The following is a 15,371-nucleotide window of genomic DNA, read 5'->3' as shown; positions in this document are numbered from 1 at the left end:
CGTGGTGCGGCGCCTGCGAGTCCTCGGCGGACCCCAGCGGGGATCAGCGCAGAAGGGCGTCGAAGACCATGCGGAAAAAGGCGTCCAACGGAGCGGAGGACTTGTCCGCCCGGGCCGCGATCAGCGTGCCTTCCCAGGCGCTGAGGATGAACAGCGCGGCCTCTTCGACATCGAGAGCGGCATTCAGCTCTCCTGCTTCCTTGGCTTCGGTGAGCACCTGCCGGATGCGCGTGGCCCACCGCTGGAAGCCGCCCTGAACGGCGGAGCGGATCTCCTCGGAGTGGTCCGCCACCTCGGCGCCGAGGTTGCCGACCAGGCATCCGCGGGCGAAGCCGCTGTCGATGGTGTCCGCGCCCAGGAACTCGAAGTGCGCCCGAAGCCGCTCCAGCGCAGGGCGTCCTGGCGTGTCGAGCATGTCGAACCGCAACCCGGCGGCGTAGCGGCTCAGCGCCTCGAGGGCGCTCTCCTCCTTGCTGGCGAAGTGGTTGTAGAACGAGCCCTTCGGAGCCCCCGCCGCCGAGGTGATGTCGCTGATGCCCGTGGCATTGAAGCCCCGCGTACGGAACTGCTCCAGGGCTGCCTGCGCGATCTCCTCGCGCTTGGACGCGCGTGCCATCCTCACCACCACCTCGAAGGTCAATATGTCCGGTCGCCTTGCCTCGGGTCAAACCCAGGCCCCCAGGGAAAGCAGCGCCCGTTCACGACGGCGCATGGCCTGCCGGTTCGCCTGCCGGTACCGCTTGACGAATTTTAAAGTGACCGGTCATATTGAAGTAAGTCCCCGTCCCAAGTCCTCGGCCCTCCCCGTGCCGGCAGAGGCAGCACCGAGGAGATGCGTCATGTCCGCGTACCGAGCATTCGAGGCCACCGGCGTCCACCAGCTCCGGCTCGTCGAGCGCGAGCCGGTCGAGCCGGAGCCCGGACACGTCCGCCTCCGGGTGGAGGCGTGCGGTGTCTGCCACTCCGACGTGCTGGCCGTGGAGGGACTGCGCCCCGACCCGTCCCATCCAGTGGTTCCCGGCCACGAGATCGTCGGCGTGATCGATGCCGTGGGCGCGGGTGTCACCGCCTGGAGGCCCGGCGACCGCGTCGGCGTCGGCTTCCTGAACGGACACTGCTGGGAGTGCGAGCCCTGCCGCCGCGGCGACTTCGTCAACTGCCTGAACCAGGAACAGACCGGCACCACCATCGACGGCGGATACGCGGAGGTGACGTACGCCCGCGCGAGCGGACTGGTGCGCATCCCCGACGGCATGCCGGCCGTCGAGGCGGCTCCGCTGCTGTGTGCCGGGCTGACCACCCTCACTGCGCTCCAGCAAGCCCCTGCCCGCGCGGGCGCGCTGGTCGCCGTGCAGGGGATCGGCGGGCTGGGTCACCTGGCCCTGCAGTACGCCCGCGGCCTCGGACACCGTGTGGTCGCCATCGCCCGCGGCCAGGAGAAGGAGGCTCTCGCCAGGGAGCTGGGCGCCGACGAGTACATCGACAGCACCGGCACCGACCCCGGCACGGCGCTTGCCGACCTGGGCGGCGCATCGGTCATAGTCGCCACCGCGTCCAGCGGCACGTCGATGAACCCCCTGGTCCGAGGACTCGCCCCGGGCGGCACGCTGGTGGTGGTCGGCGCGGCCCCCGACCCGCTGACGGTCGCCACAGCCGACCTGATCTTCGGTACCCGTCGCATCGTCGGCAGCCTGACCGGATCGTCGATCCAGAACGAGGACAACCTCGCCTTCAGCCTCGCCCACGGCATCCGCCCCTCCACCGAGACCATGCCTTTCACCCACGCGATGGACGCCTACGAACGGATGCTCTCAGGCAAGGCCCGCTTCCGGGTCGTCCTGGACATGGCCGCCTGACCACGCCGCGACCCGCACAGCCGGGCGGACGAGCCCCGGCCCGCGCCCTCGGCATTCCCCTTGAGGTTCCCCATGACCGACATGGTCGACACGACAGAGCACACCAGCACGGCCCCGCGTGACAGCGGGCGAGCGCGTCCAGCCCCGTATGACAGCGGGCGGGCGCGGACGGCCACCGACACCGTCTCCGACGCCAACGGTCGTCACGCGACCCGCGCCGCAAGGATCGGCCTGCTGTCCGTCTCCCTCGGAACAGCCGGCCTCGGCGGAGCCTGGCAGGCGGCGGCAACCGCCTTTCCGCCCGCTCTGCAGGTCAGCGACGCGCTGTTCACGGTCAGCGGGCTCATCTGGCTGGTGCTGCTGGCCCAGTACCTGCGCCATGGCGGGGCCCGATGGCGCAATCTGCGCCACGACCTGCGCCATCCCGTCCAGGGCTTCGCCCTTGGGTACGTCCCCATCATCGGCATGCTGATCGCCGGCCACTTCTCCCGGTTCGGGCTCACCGGGGCACGCTGGGCCTACGCGGTGTTCCTCACCGTGGCCGCCCTGATCGCCGCACGCCTGCTCGCCCACTGGCTCACGGGCGCCCTGAGCACCACCACTCTGCACCCGGGCTACCTGCTGCCCGTCTCCTCCGCCCCCTTCGTCGCCAGCGCCATGGCCTCCACGCTCAGACTTCCCGGCGTCGCCGACGCGGCCTTCGCGGTGGGGCTGCTGTATTGGCTCGCCTTCGGCACCGTCATCCTCGGCAGCCTCGTCACCAACGGCCCCCTGCCCGGGCCCGCCCGCCCCGCACTCACCGTCCTGACCATTCCCCCCGCGACGGGCGGAATCGCCTGGACCGCCGCTCACAAGGGCGTCTTCGATGCCGTCGGCTACGGCTTCGCCGGGGCCCTGCTCTTCACCGTCCTCCTCGTCGCCTTCCTCCTTCCCGAGCTGCGCCAGCCCGCGTTCCATCCGGGCCTGTGGATCTTCAGCTTTCCCATAGCGGCGAGCACCAACTTCACCATCCGCTGGATACACGGATCCGCACTTCCCGGCGGGCCGGCCCTCACCGGGGTCCTCCTTGCCGGTGCGACCATCGCGCTGGGCCTGCTGGCCGCGGCCACCCTGCACCACCGGGCCAGGAGAGCACTTCCCATCTGACTTCCGCCGCGGCGGCGGAGAGACGCATCCCAAACGCCCCGCAGCCCCGATCCGCGGCCCAGCAGACCCCGACTCCCCCGCGGCCAACATGCCCTGCCCCACCGAAACGTCTCCAGAGGAGCCATCGTGCCCACGCTCGACCGCCAGGACGCCGTCTTCGTTCTCGACCTCGGTACGGTGAGAACCGCTTCCACCCCGACTGGATCGCCTCGGTCAACGCGGCCCTGGACGAAGTGGAGAAAGCGGAAGGTCCCCGCGCCCTGGTGACGGCTGCGACCGGGAAGTTCTTCTCCAACGGTCTCGATCTCGAATGGCTCGCCGCGCACAGCGACGAGCACCAGGACTACGTCACTTCCGTCCACGGACTGTTCGCACGGCTCCTGTCCCTCCCGCTGATCACCGTCGCCGCGCTGCAGGGACACACGTTCGCCGCCGGAGCGATGCTCTCCCTGGCCCATGACTTCCGTCTCATGCGCGCCGACCGAGGCTTCTGGTGCCTGCCCGAGGCAGACATCAACATCCCGTTCACCCCTGGCATGTCCGCCCTCATCCAGTCCCGGCTGACCCCGCAAACGGCTCACCATGCCATGGTCTCCGCCCGTCGTTTCGGCGGCCAGGAAGCAGCCGCCGCCGGAATCGTCGATCAGGCCGCGGACGAGGCCACCCTGCGCACCGCCGCCCTCGAACTCGCCCAGGCTCACGCGAGCAAGGCCGGCGACAGTCTCGGAATCATCAAGACGCGCATGTACACCCCTGTCCTCACCATGCTCCGCGACACGGCCAACCCGCTGGGCTGACGCCGCGCCGGGGCAGTCACCGGCCGGGACGGGGGCACGAAGATTCCGCACCCCTGCCGGCCGATGATCGCCACCGTACGGATGCACCGCGGCAAGGCAGCCGACTCGCAGTTCTGCAATGCCGACGTCATCACCGCCTGCCGCCGGGCCGACATGTTCCAGCGCCGCTCGGCGCCGTCTTGCCGCACTCCCGCCGCCTTCCGGCCGCCGGGCCGGACGCAGCCCCTGGAGATTGCTATGCCCAAGGTCTTCCTCATCACCGGATCCTCCCGTGGCCTCGGCCGGGAGATCGCAGTGGCCGCTCTGGCCGCCGGCCATGAAGTCATGGCCACCGCACGTGATCCGCACGCCCTCGACGACCTTGTTGCCGCCCACGGAAACCGGATCCGCGCGGCACGGCTCGACGTCACCGACGCCGACGCGGCCGAGCGCGTCGTCACGGACACCGTCGCCGCGTTCGGCAGACTCGACGTCGTCGTCAACAACGCCGGACAGGGCGACCGGGCCTCGCTGGAGGACACCACCCTGGAGGCCTTCCGCCGCCAGATAGACACCAACTTCTACGGCACCGTGTATCTCAGCAAGGCAGCCCTCCCCGTCATGCGGCGGCAAGGAAGCGGCCACATCATCCAGGTCTCCTCGCTCGGCAGGCGTATCGCCAGCCCCGGCATGAGCGCGTACCAGTCTGCCAAATGGGCCGTGGGGGGCTTCTCGGAAGTCCTGGCGACCGAGGTCGCACCCCTCGGCATCAAGGTGACCGTCCTCGAACCCGGCGGCATGCGCACCGACTGGGCCGGATCGTCCATGCACATCCCCCCGGTCAGCAAGCCCTACGAGCCCACCGTCGGCGCGGCCGTCGCAGCGATGCGAAACTTCACCGAAACCGCCCACGGCAATCCCGAGAAGGTCGCGCAGGTCGTACTGGAGATCGCGCACCTCGACGATCCGCCCCTGCGCCTGCTCCTGGGCAAGGACGCCTACACCTACGGACGTGCCGCATGGAACAGGCGCCTGACGGAAGACGAGAAGTGGCGGCACCTGAGCCTTTCCACCGACTTCGACGACGTCGAAGGCGAAGGCGCACGCTTGCTCGAAAACCAGGCGGGCAACCCGCGGCGCTCATAGCCCAAACTCGTTCTTCCACGGACAGTTCAGGGCCGCTTCCCTTCGATGAGGCTTTTCACCAGGGCGGGCGGCTGGCGCGCTCCTTCGGCCCCCCGCCTCCCGACCCGCTCGACCCGGCAGCTCTGAAAGTGCTCGCCGATCGGCTCACTGCAGACTCCCGCCGCAGGTTGAATCTCATTGGCTGATCAGACGGGTGAGCTGCGGAGATGCTCCGAGGCCCGTCAGCAGGATGATCTTGGGCACGGGCCTTTTCGCACGTAGGCGCCCTTGCATCTCGGCACTGACCGCTTCGATGGTCGTAACTGACCATTGCGGACCGTCGTCTCGCTGACCTGGGCCGCCCTCGCGACCGCCCGAATACCGCCGTGCCCCAGGATCCGGGCCTCGGCCCCCATCATCAACCGGCGCTGCCGCTCGTCCAGATGCGGGAACAACACCTCGAACTTCACAGCGAGTTGACCACGGACGTCATCAGAGACGCTCATATCACAACAACGAGCCGAAGCACGCGAAGCAACACCTTGATTCTCTGCGAGCCCTTAGGCAGAACTTGCTGCAGGGTGTTCCTGTGCAGGGCCGGGTGGTCCGGGTCGAGTGCGGTTTTCTGGCTGACCAGCAGGTGGGGGTTGGCGGAGGCGGGCCAGCGTTGGTGGCGGTAGGTCAGCCAGTCGGCGGCGAGGTGGTGGGTGAGTTCTTCCAGGTAGAGGGTGTGCCGCAGTAGGCCGCGGCGAAGTTCGAGGGTCCCTCGGGCGAGGTTCAGGTCTGCGGTGCGCGCGGTGCGGATCTCGGTGGCGGGGACGGCGTGGACGGCGGCCAGGGCGATGGTGAGCCGCGCGAACGGGGTCGCGGCGTGGTCGAGTCGGCCAGCCAGCAGGTCGGAGGGCACCGGCCGTGAGGTGCCTGTCAGATCCCCACGGCCAAGTGACGGGCGAGGTCACGGTGCTGCCGAAGCGCCTCACACTTGATTCCAACGCCGGGTCACGCCCCTCCGCAACAGCGGAGTCCCTCGTGGCGCGAGCCGCTTCGGGCCTTGGGCGGTCAGCCGTCGACGGGACGGTGGCCGACCGCGTGACGCCGGCCGTGATGGTGGTGGCGGCCCCGGCCGGGGTGATGGTGGCGTCGTCCGGCGTGGCAGCCCTGCGGTGCGCAGGAGCGCCGGGTGGCCGATCGGAGCGCCGCGCGGCCGGGGTGTGCGCTGGTGAGGGACGGGGGCTGCGCCCCGCCGAAGGACGGCGGGGCGTCACTTCGCGCGGCGCCCCACGCCGTGTCGGGGGTGTCGCCGAGCGTGTAGTCGAGGGTCCCGCCGTCACGTACGAAGGACTCCGGGAGCCAGGCCCTGGAGGAAGCGACGCCGTTGACCTTCAAGGCATGCACATAGGGCGTGTCCGCGTCCGCACCAGGCGCGTCGATTCTGATCGACCGGCCGCCGTCACGGTGCACGGTGACGGCCGGGAACAGGGGGCTGGCCAGCACCAGTTCGGCCCGCCCCGGCACCTGTGGGTACATGCCGAGTGCCGCCCAGACGTACCAGGACGACAGGGTGCCCAGGTCGTCGTTGCCCACCTCGCCGTCCGGGCCGGGGCCCCACAGCGTGTTGACGGCGCGGCGGACCACGTCCTGGGTGCGGTGGGGGGCGCCCGCGTAGACGTACGTCCAGGGAGAGTTCAGGGACGGCTCGTTGCCCAGGAAGGCGTGCGGCTCGTGCGGCCCGGCGTTGAGCTTCCTGAAGTACTCGTCGAGCCGCCGTACGACCTTGTCGTCGCCGCCCATCGCCGTGAACAGCCCGGCGAGGTCGTACGGCACCATCCAGTGGTACTGGGCGGCGTTACCCTCGACGTAGCCTTTTTCGCCGGCCGGGTCGAAATGCGACCCGAAGGAGCCGTCACGGCCACGCGGCTGAATCCAGGAGCCGGCCGGGTGGAACAGGTTCCGCCAGTGTTGTGCCCGCTTCATGAACGTCGCCTGGGTCCCGGTGTCGCCGAGCCGTCCGGCCAGCGCCGCGATTCCGAAGTCGGCGGTGGTGTACTCAAGGGTGGTCGACACGTCGTCGGGCACGTACCCGAGCGACAGGTAGTCGGCGAGTCCGGGCCGCTCGACGTAACGGGCGCCGGTCTGTTGGATGGTGGTCGCGCCCTTGACCATGGACGCCAGGGCCGCCCTGGCATCGAAGTCGGTGGCCCCGAAGGCGTACATGCCGGCGAGTATCGAGTGGTACGGGTCGCCGTTCATGACGCCCGTGAAGTCGTTGTCGACCGACCACCGGTCCCACACGTCACGGGCCTGGTGCGCCTGGTTGTACATCGACTGGGCGATGTCCGAGGCCACGTCCGGTGCGAGGAGGGCGAGCAGCTGCACCTCACAGCGGTATATGTCCCAGCCGGAGAAGTTGGCGTACTGGTGGTGGCCGTCCCGGACTTCGTGGATCCGGCCGTCGAAACCGATGTACCGGCCGTTCACGTCGTCGAAGACGTTGGGCTGGAGGAGTGAGTGGTAGAGGGCCGTGTAGAAGGTCGTCCGCTGGGCGTCGGTGCCGCCGGCGACCTCGATCTGGTGCAGCCGGGCGTTCCACTGTTTCCGGGTCTTCTCGGCAATGGTGTCGAACGAGGCCGAGCCCTGCTCCTGCGCGGCGTTCTCGGCGGCGCCGGCGATGCTCACGTACGACAGGCCGACCTTGACCCCCACGGTCCGTGACCGGGTGGTGTCGAAGGTGACGTAGGCCCCTGAGCCGGCCCGGGCCGTGTCGACCCTCTCGTCACCAGGCGAGACGACGGCGTCGTGCCAGGTGCCGACAGCGGCGAAGGGCTGGTCGAAGGTGGCCGAGAAGTACACGCGGTAGCGGTTACCGCTGCCGCAGAAGCCGCCGCTGGTGACGTAGCCGGTGATGGTGCGGCGAGCCCTGTCCACGGTCGCCCGGCCGTCGGAGGCGCCATGCACGGATCCGGAGACATCGATGAGGAGCGATGCCCTGCTGCCGGCGGGATAGGTGAAGCGGCCGGCGCCGGAACGCTGGGTCGCGGTCAGCTCGACCTTCGTACCGGAGGCGAGCGTGACGCCGTAGTAGCCGGGCCGCGTTGACTCGGCGTCGTGCGAGAAGCCGTCCAGATAGGTGCCGGGCTCGGCGGCCGGCGTCTTGGTTACCGAGCCCGCATGGGGCATGAAGGGCAGGTCCTGGGCGGCGGTGCAGCCGGCGCCGGAGAGGTGGGTCAGGCTGAAGCCACGGATCTCATGGTCGGTGTAGGCGTAGCCGCCGGGCTGGGGACTGTGGGTGTCCGGGCTCCACTGCACCATGCCGAAGGGAGCGTCGGCGCCGGGGAAGGTGTTGCCTCCGTCGTATCCGGTGGTGCCGGTCTTCTTCGTGCCGACGAACGGGTTGACGTACTGGGTGAGGTCTCCCGGGATGCTGCCGGTCCCGTCTTCGGTCGCCGCCCGGACGGGGGCCGCGGCAGCGGTCGGTATTCCGGCGGCGACGGCTATGGCCAGGAGTAACCGGCCCCATCGCCACGACTTCGCCGGCGCCGGCATACGGAGCCTCCTCGACCACGTCGACCCATCAGCCACCCCGTCACCAGGAGTATCCACGAGTTGAGCTGTGAGTGAGCAAGTGGATGAGGCAAACGAGGCGGGTACGCCGCACCGCTCTCCGGTCATCAGCCGCGACACAGGACCTCGAGTCGCCGCATCCCCTCCCGGAAGAGCTTGTCGATGTGTCCCCGGCCCGCCCGCAGAAGCAGGTGTACCGGGGGCTCGGCATCGACGGCGAGCGTCCAGCTGACGGTGGTTGCCGTATCGGCCGCGGGTTCCAGGGTCCACTGCTCCACCAGCGCCGAGACGCCGGGCACGTTGGCTTCGCAAGCGCGGTAGGCGAAGCGCCTGCCGGGGTCCCAGGCGATGATCCGCTCGCGGGCCCGGAAGGTGCGACAGAGCCGGAAGCAGCGTGTGGAGCCCACGCCGTACGGGGGCGGTCCCTCGAAGTGGACGTCGTTGGCGGGAGCGAACCAGCGGGGCCAGTTTTCCGGCTCTTCAGCGAGTTGCTCGAAGATCGTCCCAGCGGACGCGCGCAGCTCCCGGGTGCAGGTCTGCCGGAAGCGGGCCCGGGCGAGAAAGCCGAGGTCCTCGGATCGGAGCTGGTGGGTCACGCTTTCTCGGGTTCCTTCCGATGCCGACGTGGGAGGAGGGTTCGTGTTCATCGTCGCCCGGTGCCGAACGGCCCTCACAGGGGCAACGAGATGATCTTGACGCCCTGAGCGCCCCTCGGCTGTCACCCATTCGGCACAGTGTCGCCAGCGCTGCCGTGGGGACGGGGTTTGTGACGGCTCTTGTGAGCCCTCGCCGTATTTCAGAGGGACACCCGCGCTGTTCTGGCCGCGGCAGAACAGCGGCCGGACCGGGCTCGACGATCACTGCAGTCCAGTCTCATGACGACGATTTCGACGCGTACGGTCGAGTATCCGGCCGACGGTTTGCCGATGATCGGGCACCTCGCGCTCCCGGCCGGTGTCGACCGCCGGCCCGCGGTGCTGCTCGGACCAGAGGGCATGGGGCTCAGCGACGTCGAGCGCCGCCGGGCCGATGCTCTCGCCGAACTGGGATATATAGCGCTGGCCTTCGACCTTCATGGCGGGCGCAACGCTTGTATCTCTACGCAACTCAACTCGCTTCGGCCTGCGACCAGAGTGAACCGCTCTCCGTCGATGTGACGGCCGTGGTCGCACAGGAGACTGCCACGCCATTCACAAGTGAACTGCACTTGATGACGCAAAGGTGCAGGTCACTTCCACCGAGGCAATAAACCCCAAGATCCACTACCTCCGGTGGTGCACGGCTCAACTAGTGCCAACTATCCCTCTTTTGTGCCAACCAAAAATCCTCGTCACAGTCTCTCAGCGCCGCACCCTCGGCATCCCCAGCCCGATCCACGAGATGATCTCGCGCTGGATCTCGTTGTTGCCGCCGCCGAAGGTGAAGATGACCGCCGAGCGGTAGCCGCGTTCCAGTTCGCCGTGCAGGACGGCGCCCGCCGAACCCTCCCTGAGCGGTCCGGCCGCGGCCACGGCCTCCATGAGCCAGGCATAGGCGTCCCGGCGGGCCTCGGAGCCGTAGACCTTGACGGCGGAGGCTTCCTGCGGAGTGAGCGTGCCGTCCTGGACGGCCGTCACCATCTGCCAGTTCAGGAGCTTCATCGCGTCGAGCCGGGTGTGGGTGCGGGCGAGCAGACGGCGCACCCAGGACAGGTCGATAACCCGGCGGCCGTCGGCCAGCTTGGTCTCCGTCGCCCAGCGCTGCACGTCGTGCAGGGCGCGGATCGCCATGGTGCCGTGGGCGGCCAGGGTGACGCGTTCATGGTTGAGCTGGTTGGTGATCAGCCGCCAGCCCTGGTTCTCCTCGCCCACGCGGCGGGAGACGGGGACGCGGATGTTCTCGTAGTAGCTGGCCGTCGTGTCGTGGGAGGCGAGTGTGTTGATGACGGTGCAGGAGTAGCCCGGGTCGGAGGTCGGCACCAGGAGCATCGTGATGCCCTTGTGCGGCGGGGCTGCGGGGTCGGTGCGCACGGCCAGCCACACCCAGTCCGCGGTGTCGCCGTTGGTGGTCCAGATCTTCTGCCCGTTCACGACGTACTCGTCGCCTTCGCGCACGGCCCGCGTCTTCAGGGCGGCGAGATCGGTGCCCGCCTCGGGCTCGCTGTAGCCGATGGCGAAGTCGATCTCACCGGAGAGGATGCGGGACAGGAAGTACGCCTTCTGCTCCTCGGTGCCGAACCGCATGAGGGTGGGGCCGACGGTGTTCAGCGCCATCAGGGGCAGCGGTACGCCCGCCTGCGCGGCCTCGTCGAAGAAGATGAACTGCTCCATCGCCGTCATCCCGCGCCCGCCGTACTCCTTGGGCCAGCCCACGCCGAGCCAGCCGTCCGCGCCGAGCCGCCGGACGGTCTCGCGGTAGAACCGCTTCTGCGCGGCCGGGTCGGTGTACCGGGCGTAGGCGCCCGCCGGCACCAGCTCCGCGAAGTAGGTGCGCAGTTCGTTGCGCAGTCGCTGCTGCTCGGGTGTGTGGTCGAGGTGCACGGCGCCTCCAGGGTCCCCAAGGGCGGTCCTGACGGCGCACACCGTAGAACGTGTTTCAGTAATTGGGAATGGCGTGCCGCGGCTCAGTTCAGGCTCGCCATGAAGTCCACGCACGCTGCGGCGCAGGCCCGGCACGCCCCCGCGGCCGAGTCGGCACCGGGCTGCCCGTCGAAGGCGTGCGCGCATTCCAGGCAGACCGAGCGGCACCACTCCAGTTGGATCCTGATCCCTTCCTCTTCCTGACGGTTCTGCTCGGACAGCATGCGGCAGGTCACTTCGCACACTTCGGCGCACATGATGCCCAGCCGGCGCACGCGGTCCCGGCGCTCGGTGCCATCGGGATCCAGGAGGCTCGCACGCACCGCACATGCCCTGGAGCACTCCGTGCACGCCTGTGCGCACAGGAAGCGGTCCTCCAGGAACCGGTAGAGCTGCTGCTGCGAAGTCGGAGGTGTCACGCCGCCCGGGTAGCCGGGCCACGGCAACGCAAACACCCGCCCCGGGCGCCACGCGAACACCCGCATCGGGCGCAACACGAACACCCGCGACGGGCATGCGAGGGCACGGCCGGACCCCGGTCGCCGTGCGTGGTCCCGCGGCCACACAAGGTGTCCGGTTCGCCCCGTTCTGGGCGGGGTATTCCTGTGCTATGAGTACCGCACAGATGCAGCTGGCCGCGGGAAGCGGTCTGGCGAGCCTTTTCTTCTTCCTGATGGCCGTGGCCGTCCTGGCGCTGCTCGCCGGCGGATTCTGGATGAACTCCAGGATCAAGTACCGCGAACCTCCTCGACCACGTCCCGAGGAGCAGCCGCACCTGCCGCCGGGGGGCGCGGTGCACGAGATCCAGCAGAACCGGGAACCCACGGAGATTCCGCAGATACCCAAGGGCGGCCGTGCACTGACCCCGTACGAGCTGACCAACATGCACACCAGGCCGAGCGCCACGAAGACGCGCCCGCGTTGGAGCAAGGGGACGAGCGGTTCCTTCGGCGGCGGCGGACTGGGCGCCCACTGACTCCCGGCCGGGCGACCGACACCGCCGGGCTCAGGACACCGCCGGGCTCAGGACCGCGCCGCACCTCCGGACAGCGCCGGACCGGATAGCGCCGCACCTCCGGACAGCGCCGGACCTCCGGACAGCGCCCGGCGACGAGCACGGCCCGGCACCGGGCACACGGCATCGAGCGAACGGCCGGCCTCTGGCCCGCGCCGGACCGCCGTACGCCCGCTAGGAGACCTTCCTGGCGGCGTCCAGGCGGCCGACGCGGGCCACGTTCTGCACATCCTCCGGGGCCGTGCTGGCCTCCGCGGCGAACCAGGCGTCGAGGATCTCCGTCAGGACCGCCGCGGAGGTCAGCCGCAGGCCGAGGGCCAGGACGTTGGCGTCGTTCCAACGGCGCGCTCCGTCGGCCGTGGCGGCATCGGTGCACAGCGCCGCGCGGACGCCGGGCACCTTGTTCGCCGCGATGGAGGCGCCGGTGCCGGTCCAGCAGCACACGACCGCCTGATCGGCCGCGCCCTCGGCGACATCACGGGCGGCCGCCTCCGAGCAGACCGCCCACTGCGGGTCGGCACCGGGCCGCAGCGCACCGTGCGTACGCACCTCGTGACCGCGCCTGCGCAGCTCGTCCACGAGGAGACGGGCGACGGGTTCGTCCATGTCGGAGGAGACCGAAACCTTCATGCGCGCCCGTTCCCTCGCAGGTCAGATGCTTGTCGCGCGGTTGGTGACAGCGGTTTGCGGCACCACGCACCGATGACGGGGATCTTCATGCTGCTTCACGTTACGCGTCGGCGAGGGAACTTCCCCACCCGGCGCTGACGATGGTGGCGGCCGGGTCGGTGACCGGGAAGGCGGTCAGGTCGTCGGCGCGCAGAAGGATGACGTCGGCGTCCTTGCCGGACTTCGCCCGGTCGGCAGGCCCGAGGCTGCGGTGCCCTCGCCCGGCCATCACCCCCACCGCTCCACGTGATGGCCGGCGCCCCGCAGGTGCGGGCCGCCGGTCATCTGGTGGGCGTCAGCGGGCGGCGGCTCCGTCACCCGCGCACCCTCAGCCGCGGCAGCCGCGGGGCCGCTCCCGGGACCACGGTGCGCGGCAGGCTCCCGGGTCCGTCGGCCAGGCGCAGGCCGGGAAGGCGTGCCAGCAGGGTCGTCAGCGCGATCTCGCACTGCAGCCGGGACAGTCCGGTGGACCGGGTCGGCATCCGGCTGCCCACCGGCCGTGTCACCGCTCTGGTGGGAGAGTCCGGTTCGGGCAAGTCCACGCTGGCCCGGGCGCTGGTCGGCCTGGTGCGGCCCCACACCGGGCGCGTCCTGGTCGATGGACGTGCCCTACGGGTCCGGACCGTGCGGGACCGCAGGTGGGTGGCCCGGCCGGTGCAGATGGTGTTCCAGGACCCGGACACGGCTCTGGACCCGCGGATGACGGTCCGCGACACGCTGGTCGAAGCCGCGTCGGCGCTGGTCCGGCTGGAGCGGCCGGCGCGGGACGCGCGCGTGGCCGAGCTGCTCGGTCTCGTCGGGCTCGACGCGCACATCGCCTCCCGGCTCCCCCGGGAGCTGTCCGGTGGCCAGCGCCAGCGTGTCGCCCTCGCGTGGGCACTGGCCGTCGGCCCCGGCGCACTGATCGCGGACGAGATCACCTCGGCCCTCGACGCGCCGTCGCAGGCAGCCGTCCTGGGCACGCTCAGCGACCTCCAGCGCCGGCTCGGTCTGAACGTCCTGTTCATCAGCCACAGCCTCACCGCCGTACGGCAGGTCGCGGACCACGTCGCCGTCATGCGCCTGGGCCGCATCGTGGAACACGCCTCCGCCGAGGACCTGTTCCACTCACCCGGCCATCCGTACATACGGACCCTCCTGGACGCGGAACCGACCCTCGTGGGCGACGCAGGAGAGCCTTCGCCGACCGTCCCACCGCCCGTCCCACCGCCCATCCTTCAGCCCGGCCCGTCGCCCGTCCCACCGCCCATCCCTCAGCCCGGCCCGTCGCCCATCCCATCGCCCATCCCTGAGGCCGGCTCGTCGCCCGGCCCGTCACCCGGCCGTCCAGGCACATGTTCGTCCCGGTCCGGGCCCCACGGGCGTACACGTGCAGCGGCCGGACTACGGCTGCATCAGGATCTTGACCGCGCCGTCCTGCTTGCGCTGGAACATCTCATAGGCGTGCGGCGCCTCGGTGAGCGGCAGCCGGTGCGTGGCGAAGTCGTCGACTCCGAGCGGGTCCTCGTCCGTGAGGTACGGCATGATCAGGTCGGTCCACCGGCGGACGTTCGCCTGCCCCATCCGCAGCTGGATCTGCTTGTCGAAGAGGGTGAGCAGGGGGATCGGGTCGGCCGTGCCTCCGTACACGCCGCTGAGCGAGATCGTGCCGCCCCGCCGGACCAGGTCGATGGCCGTGTGCAGGGCACCGAGACGGTCGATGCTGAAGCGCTCCGCGAGGGGCAGGCCGAGCTTGCGGGGCAGGAGCGCGGAGGCCGTCTGGGCGAGCCTGGCCGCGGCACTGCCATGGGCCTCGGTGCCGACGGCATCGATCACGGCGTCGGGCCCCCGGCCGACGGTCACGTCACGGATCGCGGTGACGAGTTCCTTCTCGTCGTCGAAGGCCCTGAGGTCGTAGGTCTGGACGCCACGCCGGCTCGCCCGGGCCAGCCGCTCGGGCACCAGGTCGACGCCGAGCACCCGCTCGGCGCCCCGGGCCAACGCGATCCGGCAGGCCATGTCGCCGATGGGGCCGAGACCGAGGACGGCCACAGTGCCACCGGGCGGGACGGAGGCGTACTCGACAGCCTGCCAGGCCGTGGGCAGCACGTCGGAGAGATAGACGAAGCGGTCGTCCGGCGGGCCCTCGGGCACCTTGATCGGGCCGTACTGCGCCTGCGGAACCCGCAGGTACTCGGCCTGGGCGCCCGGCACCGCGCCGTACAGCCGGGTGTAGCCGAACAGGGCGGCGCCCATGCCCTCTCCGGTGACCTGGGTCGTCTCGCACTGCGTGGGCAGGCCCGCCAGGCACATCCAGCAGGCTCCGCAGGCGATCTGGAACGGCACGACGACCCGGTCCCCCACCATCAGGTCGGGCACCCCGGCGCCGACTTCCTCGACGATTCCCATCGGTTCGTGGCCGAGGATGTCACCCGGGGTCATGAACGGGGTGAGCACCTCGTACAGATGCAGGTCCGAGCCGCACAGCCCGCTGGACGTGATGCGGATGACGGCGTCGGTGGGCTTCTCGATCCGCGGGTCGGGCACGTCCTCCACGCGTACGTCCCGCCTGCCCTGCCAGGTCACTGCCTTCATGGGGCACGCCCCCTTGCTCACGTGCGACCGGTTTCACCCGGCCGCGTCCGGTCGGCGGTGGCTGCCGGGTACCCGCGCGCACCATCGACGA

At 70.2% G+C, this 15,371-nt stretch carries 15 protein-coding genes and 4 pseudogenes; 8 read left to right on the top strand and 11 right to left on the bottom strand.

Annotation, left to right across the window (positions count from 1 at the left end; translation table 11 throughout):
- Nucleotides 1-43: 43 nt before the first annotated feature.
- Nucleotides 44-616: a TetR family transcriptional regulator C-terminal domain-containing protein gene (locus tag ACFZCP_RS08390; RefSeq protein ID WP_391425229.1), complete on the bottom strand. Its 573-nt coding sequence runs from the start codon at nt 614-616 to the stop codon at nt 44-46.
- Between the two features lie 223 nt (nt 617-839).
- Here ACFZCP_RS08390 and ACFZCP_RS08385 point away from each other — a divergent pair, with 223 nt between their 5' ends.
- From ACFZCP_RS08385 to ACFZCP_RS08370, 4 genes and pseudogenes are all read left to right on the top strand, one after another.
- Nucleotides 840-1,856, top strand: coding sequence for an alcohol dehydrogenase catalytic domain-containing protein (locus ACFZCP_RS08385; protein WP_391425227.1), 1,017 nt, complete (start codon nt 840-842; stop codon nt 1,854-1,856).
- Nucleotides 1,857-1,928: 72 nt separating this feature from the next.
- Nucleotides 1,929-3,002 carry a hypothetical protein gene (locus ACFZCP_RS08380; RefSeq protein WP_391425225.1) on the top strand — a complete coding sequence of 358 codons (1,074 nt, stop codon included), beginning with the start codon at nt 1,929-1,931 and terminating at the stop codon, nt 3,000-3,002.
- 126 nt (nt 3,003-3,128) lie between these two features.
- Nucleotides 3,129-3,799, top strand: a pseudogene (locus tag ACFZCP_RS08375) (enoyl-CoA hydratase-related protein).
- Nucleotides 3,800-4,036: 237 nt separating this feature from the next.
- Nucleotides 4,037-4,924, top strand: a complete 888-nt coding sequence (locus ACFZCP_RS08370) for an oxidoreductase (protein ID WP_391425510.1) — start codon at nt 4,037-4,039, stop codon at nt 4,922-4,924.
- 305 nt (nt 4,925-5,229) lie between these two features.
- Here ACFZCP_RS08370 and ACFZCP_RS08365 read toward each other — a convergent pair.
- From ACFZCP_RS08365 to ACFZCP_RS08350, 4 genes and pseudogenes are all read right to left on the bottom strand, one after another.
- A pseudogene (locus ACFZCP_RS08365) lies at nt 5,230-5,409 on the bottom strand (ISAzo13 family transposase); the annotation flags it as partial.
- Nucleotides 5,406-5,810: a hypothetical protein gene (locus ACFZCP_RS08360; RefSeq protein WP_391425223.1), complete on the bottom strand. Its 405-nt coding sequence runs from the start codon at nt 5,808-5,810 to the stop codon at nt 5,406-5,408. The gene ACFZCP_RS08360 and the pseudogene ACFZCP_RS08365, both read right to left, overlap by 4 nt.
- A 152-nt stretch (nt 5,811-5,962) precedes the next feature.
- Nucleotides 5,963-8,446: a GH92 family glycosyl hydrolase gene (locus ACFZCP_RS08355; protein WP_391425221.1), complete on the bottom strand. Its 2,484-nt coding sequence runs from the start codon at nt 8,444-8,446 to the stop codon at nt 5,963-5,965.
- Nucleotides 8,447-8,571: 125 nt separating this feature from the next.
- Nucleotides 8,572-9,060 (bottom strand): SRPBCC family protein, encoded by a 489-nt coding sequence (locus tag ACFZCP_RS08350; RefSeq protein ID WP_391425219.1) that lies wholly within the window; start codon nt 9,058-9,060, stop codon nt 8,572-8,574.
- Nucleotides 9,061-9,339: 279 nt separating this feature from the next.
- Between ACFZCP_RS08350 and ACFZCP_RS08345 the strand changes: the two are divergent.
- Nucleotides 9,340-9,549: pseudogene (locus tag ACFZCP_RS08345) on the top strand (dienelactone hydrolase family protein); the annotation flags it as partial.
- Between the two features lie 255 nt (nt 9,550-9,804).
- Here ACFZCP_RS08345 and ACFZCP_RS08340 read toward each other — a convergent pair.
- On the bottom strand, nt 9,805-10,983 hold the full coding sequence (locus ACFZCP_RS08340) for an acyl-CoA dehydrogenase family protein (protein WP_391425217.1): 1,179 nt from the start codon (nt 10,981-10,983) through the stop codon (nt 9,805-9,807).
- 83 nt (nt 10,984-11,066) lie between these two features.
- Nucleotides 11,067-11,441 carry a ferredoxin gene (locus ACFZCP_RS08335; RefSeq protein ID WP_362683344.1) on the bottom strand — a complete coding sequence of 125 codons (375 nt, stop codon included), beginning with the start codon at nt 11,439-11,441 and terminating at the stop codon, nt 11,067-11,069.
- A 191-nt stretch (nt 11,442-11,632) separates the two neighbouring features.
- Here ACFZCP_RS08335 and ACFZCP_RS08330 point away from each other — a divergent pair, with 191 nt between their 5' ends.
- Nucleotides 11,633-11,998, top strand: a complete 366-nt coding sequence (locus ACFZCP_RS08330) for a DUF6479 family protein (RefSeq protein ID WP_391425215.1) — start codon at nt 11,633-11,635, stop codon at nt 11,996-11,998.
- Nucleotides 11,999-12,211: 213 nt separating this feature from the next.
- Here ACFZCP_RS08330 and ACFZCP_RS08325 read toward each other — a convergent pair whose 3' ends face one another.
- The 3 genes from ACFZCP_RS08325 to ACFZCP_RS08315 all read right to left on the bottom strand — a co-directional run bounded on the left by ACFZCP_RS08325 (nt 12,212) and on the right by ACFZCP_RS08315 (nt 13,188).
- A complete protein-coding gene (locus ACFZCP_RS08325) occupies nt 12,212-12,667 on the bottom strand; it encodes an RpiB/LacA/LacB family sugar-phosphate isomerase (protein ID WP_391425213.1) in 456 nt (151 codons plus the stop codon).
- A gap of 100 nt (nt 12,668-12,767) precedes the next feature.
- On the bottom strand, nt 12,768-12,935 hold the full coding sequence (locus ACFZCP_RS08320; RefSeq protein WP_391425211.1) for a hypothetical protein: 168 nt from the start codon (nt 12,933-12,935) through the stop codon (nt 12,768-12,770).
- An 85-nt stretch (nt 12,936-13,020) separates the two neighbouring features.
- A complete protein-coding gene (locus ACFZCP_RS08315; RefSeq protein ID WP_391425209.1) occupies nt 13,021-13,188 on the bottom strand; it encodes a hypothetical protein in 168 nt (55 codons plus the stop codon).
- Here ACFZCP_RS08315 and ACFZCP_RS08310 point away from each other — a divergent pair.
- Nucleotides 13,172-13,570, top strand: a pseudogene (locus tag ACFZCP_RS08310) (ATP-binding cassette domain-containing protein); the annotation flags it as partial. The gene ACFZCP_RS08315 and the pseudogene ACFZCP_RS08310 sit on opposite strands and share 17 nt — an antisense overlap.
- An 8-nt stretch (nt 13,571-13,578) precedes the next feature.
- Complete coding sequence (locus ACFZCP_RS08305) at nt 13,579-13,998, top strand: PT domain-containing protein (RefSeq protein ID WP_391425207.1); 420 nt, start codon at nt 13,579-13,581, stop codon at nt 13,996-13,998.
- Between the two features lie 91 nt (nt 13,999-14,089).
- On the opposite strand, the gene ACFZCP_RS08300 is transcribed toward ACFZCP_RS08305, so the two are convergent.
- Nucleotides 14,090-15,280: a zinc-dependent alcohol dehydrogenase gene (locus ACFZCP_RS08300; protein ID WP_362683395.1), complete on the bottom strand. Its 1,191-nt coding sequence runs from the start codon at nt 15,278-15,280 to the stop codon at nt 14,090-14,092.
- Nucleotides 15,281-15,371 lie beyond the last annotated feature (91 nt).

It is taken from the genome of Streptomyces sp. NPDC007971 (genome assembly GCF_042958635.1).
GTDB lineage: Bacteria > Actinomycetota > Actinomycetes > Streptomycetales > Streptomycetaceae > Streptomyces.
This window is presented reverse-complemented; position numbering and strand designations above follow the sequence as displayed.

What these genes read in the sequence shown, in the direction of transcription:
- ACFZCP_RS08390 (WP_391425229.1), bottom strand. Translation starts at nt 616, where the DNA reads ATGGCACGCGCGTCCAAGCGCGAGGAGATCGCGCAGGCAGCCCTGGAG.
- ACFZCP_RS08385 (WP_391425227.1), top strand. Translation starts at nt 840, where the DNA reads ATGTCCGCGTACCGAGCATTCGAGGCCACCGGCGTCCACCAGCTCCGG.
- ACFZCP_RS08380 (WP_391425225.1), top strand. Translation starts at nt 1,929, where the DNA reads ATGACCGACATGGTCGACACGACAGAGCACACCAGCACGGCCCCGCGT.
- ACFZCP_RS08370 (WP_391425510.1), top strand. Translation starts at nt 4,037, where the DNA reads ATGCCCAAGGTCTTCCTCATCACCGGATCCTCCCGTGGCCTCGGCCGG.
- ACFZCP_RS08355 (WP_391425221.1), bottom strand. Translation starts at nt 8,446, where the DNA reads ATGCCGGCGCCGGCGAAGTCGTGGCGATGGGGCCGGTTACTCCTGGCC.
- ACFZCP_RS08330 (WP_391425215.1), top strand. Translation starts at nt 11,633, where the DNA reads ATGAGTACCGCACAGATGCAGCTGGCCGCGGGAAGCGGTCTGGCGAGC.
- ACFZCP_RS08325 (WP_391425213.1), bottom strand. Translation starts at nt 12,667, where the DNA reads ATGAAGGTTTCGGTCTCCTCCGACATGGACGAACCCGTCGCCCGTCTC.
- ACFZCP_RS08320 (WP_391425211.1), bottom strand. Translation starts at nt 12,935, where the DNA reads ATGGCCGGGCGAGGGCACCGCAGCCTCGGGCCTGCCGACCGGGCGAAG.
- ACFZCP_RS08315 (WP_391425209.1), bottom strand. Translation starts at nt 13,188, where the DNA reads ATGCCGACCCGGTCCACCGGACTGTCCCGGCTGCAGTGCGAGATCGCG.
- ACFZCP_RS08300 (WP_362683395.1), bottom strand. Translation starts at nt 15,280, where the DNA reads ATGAAGGCAGTGACCTGGCAGGGCAGGCGGGACGTACGCGTGGAGGAC.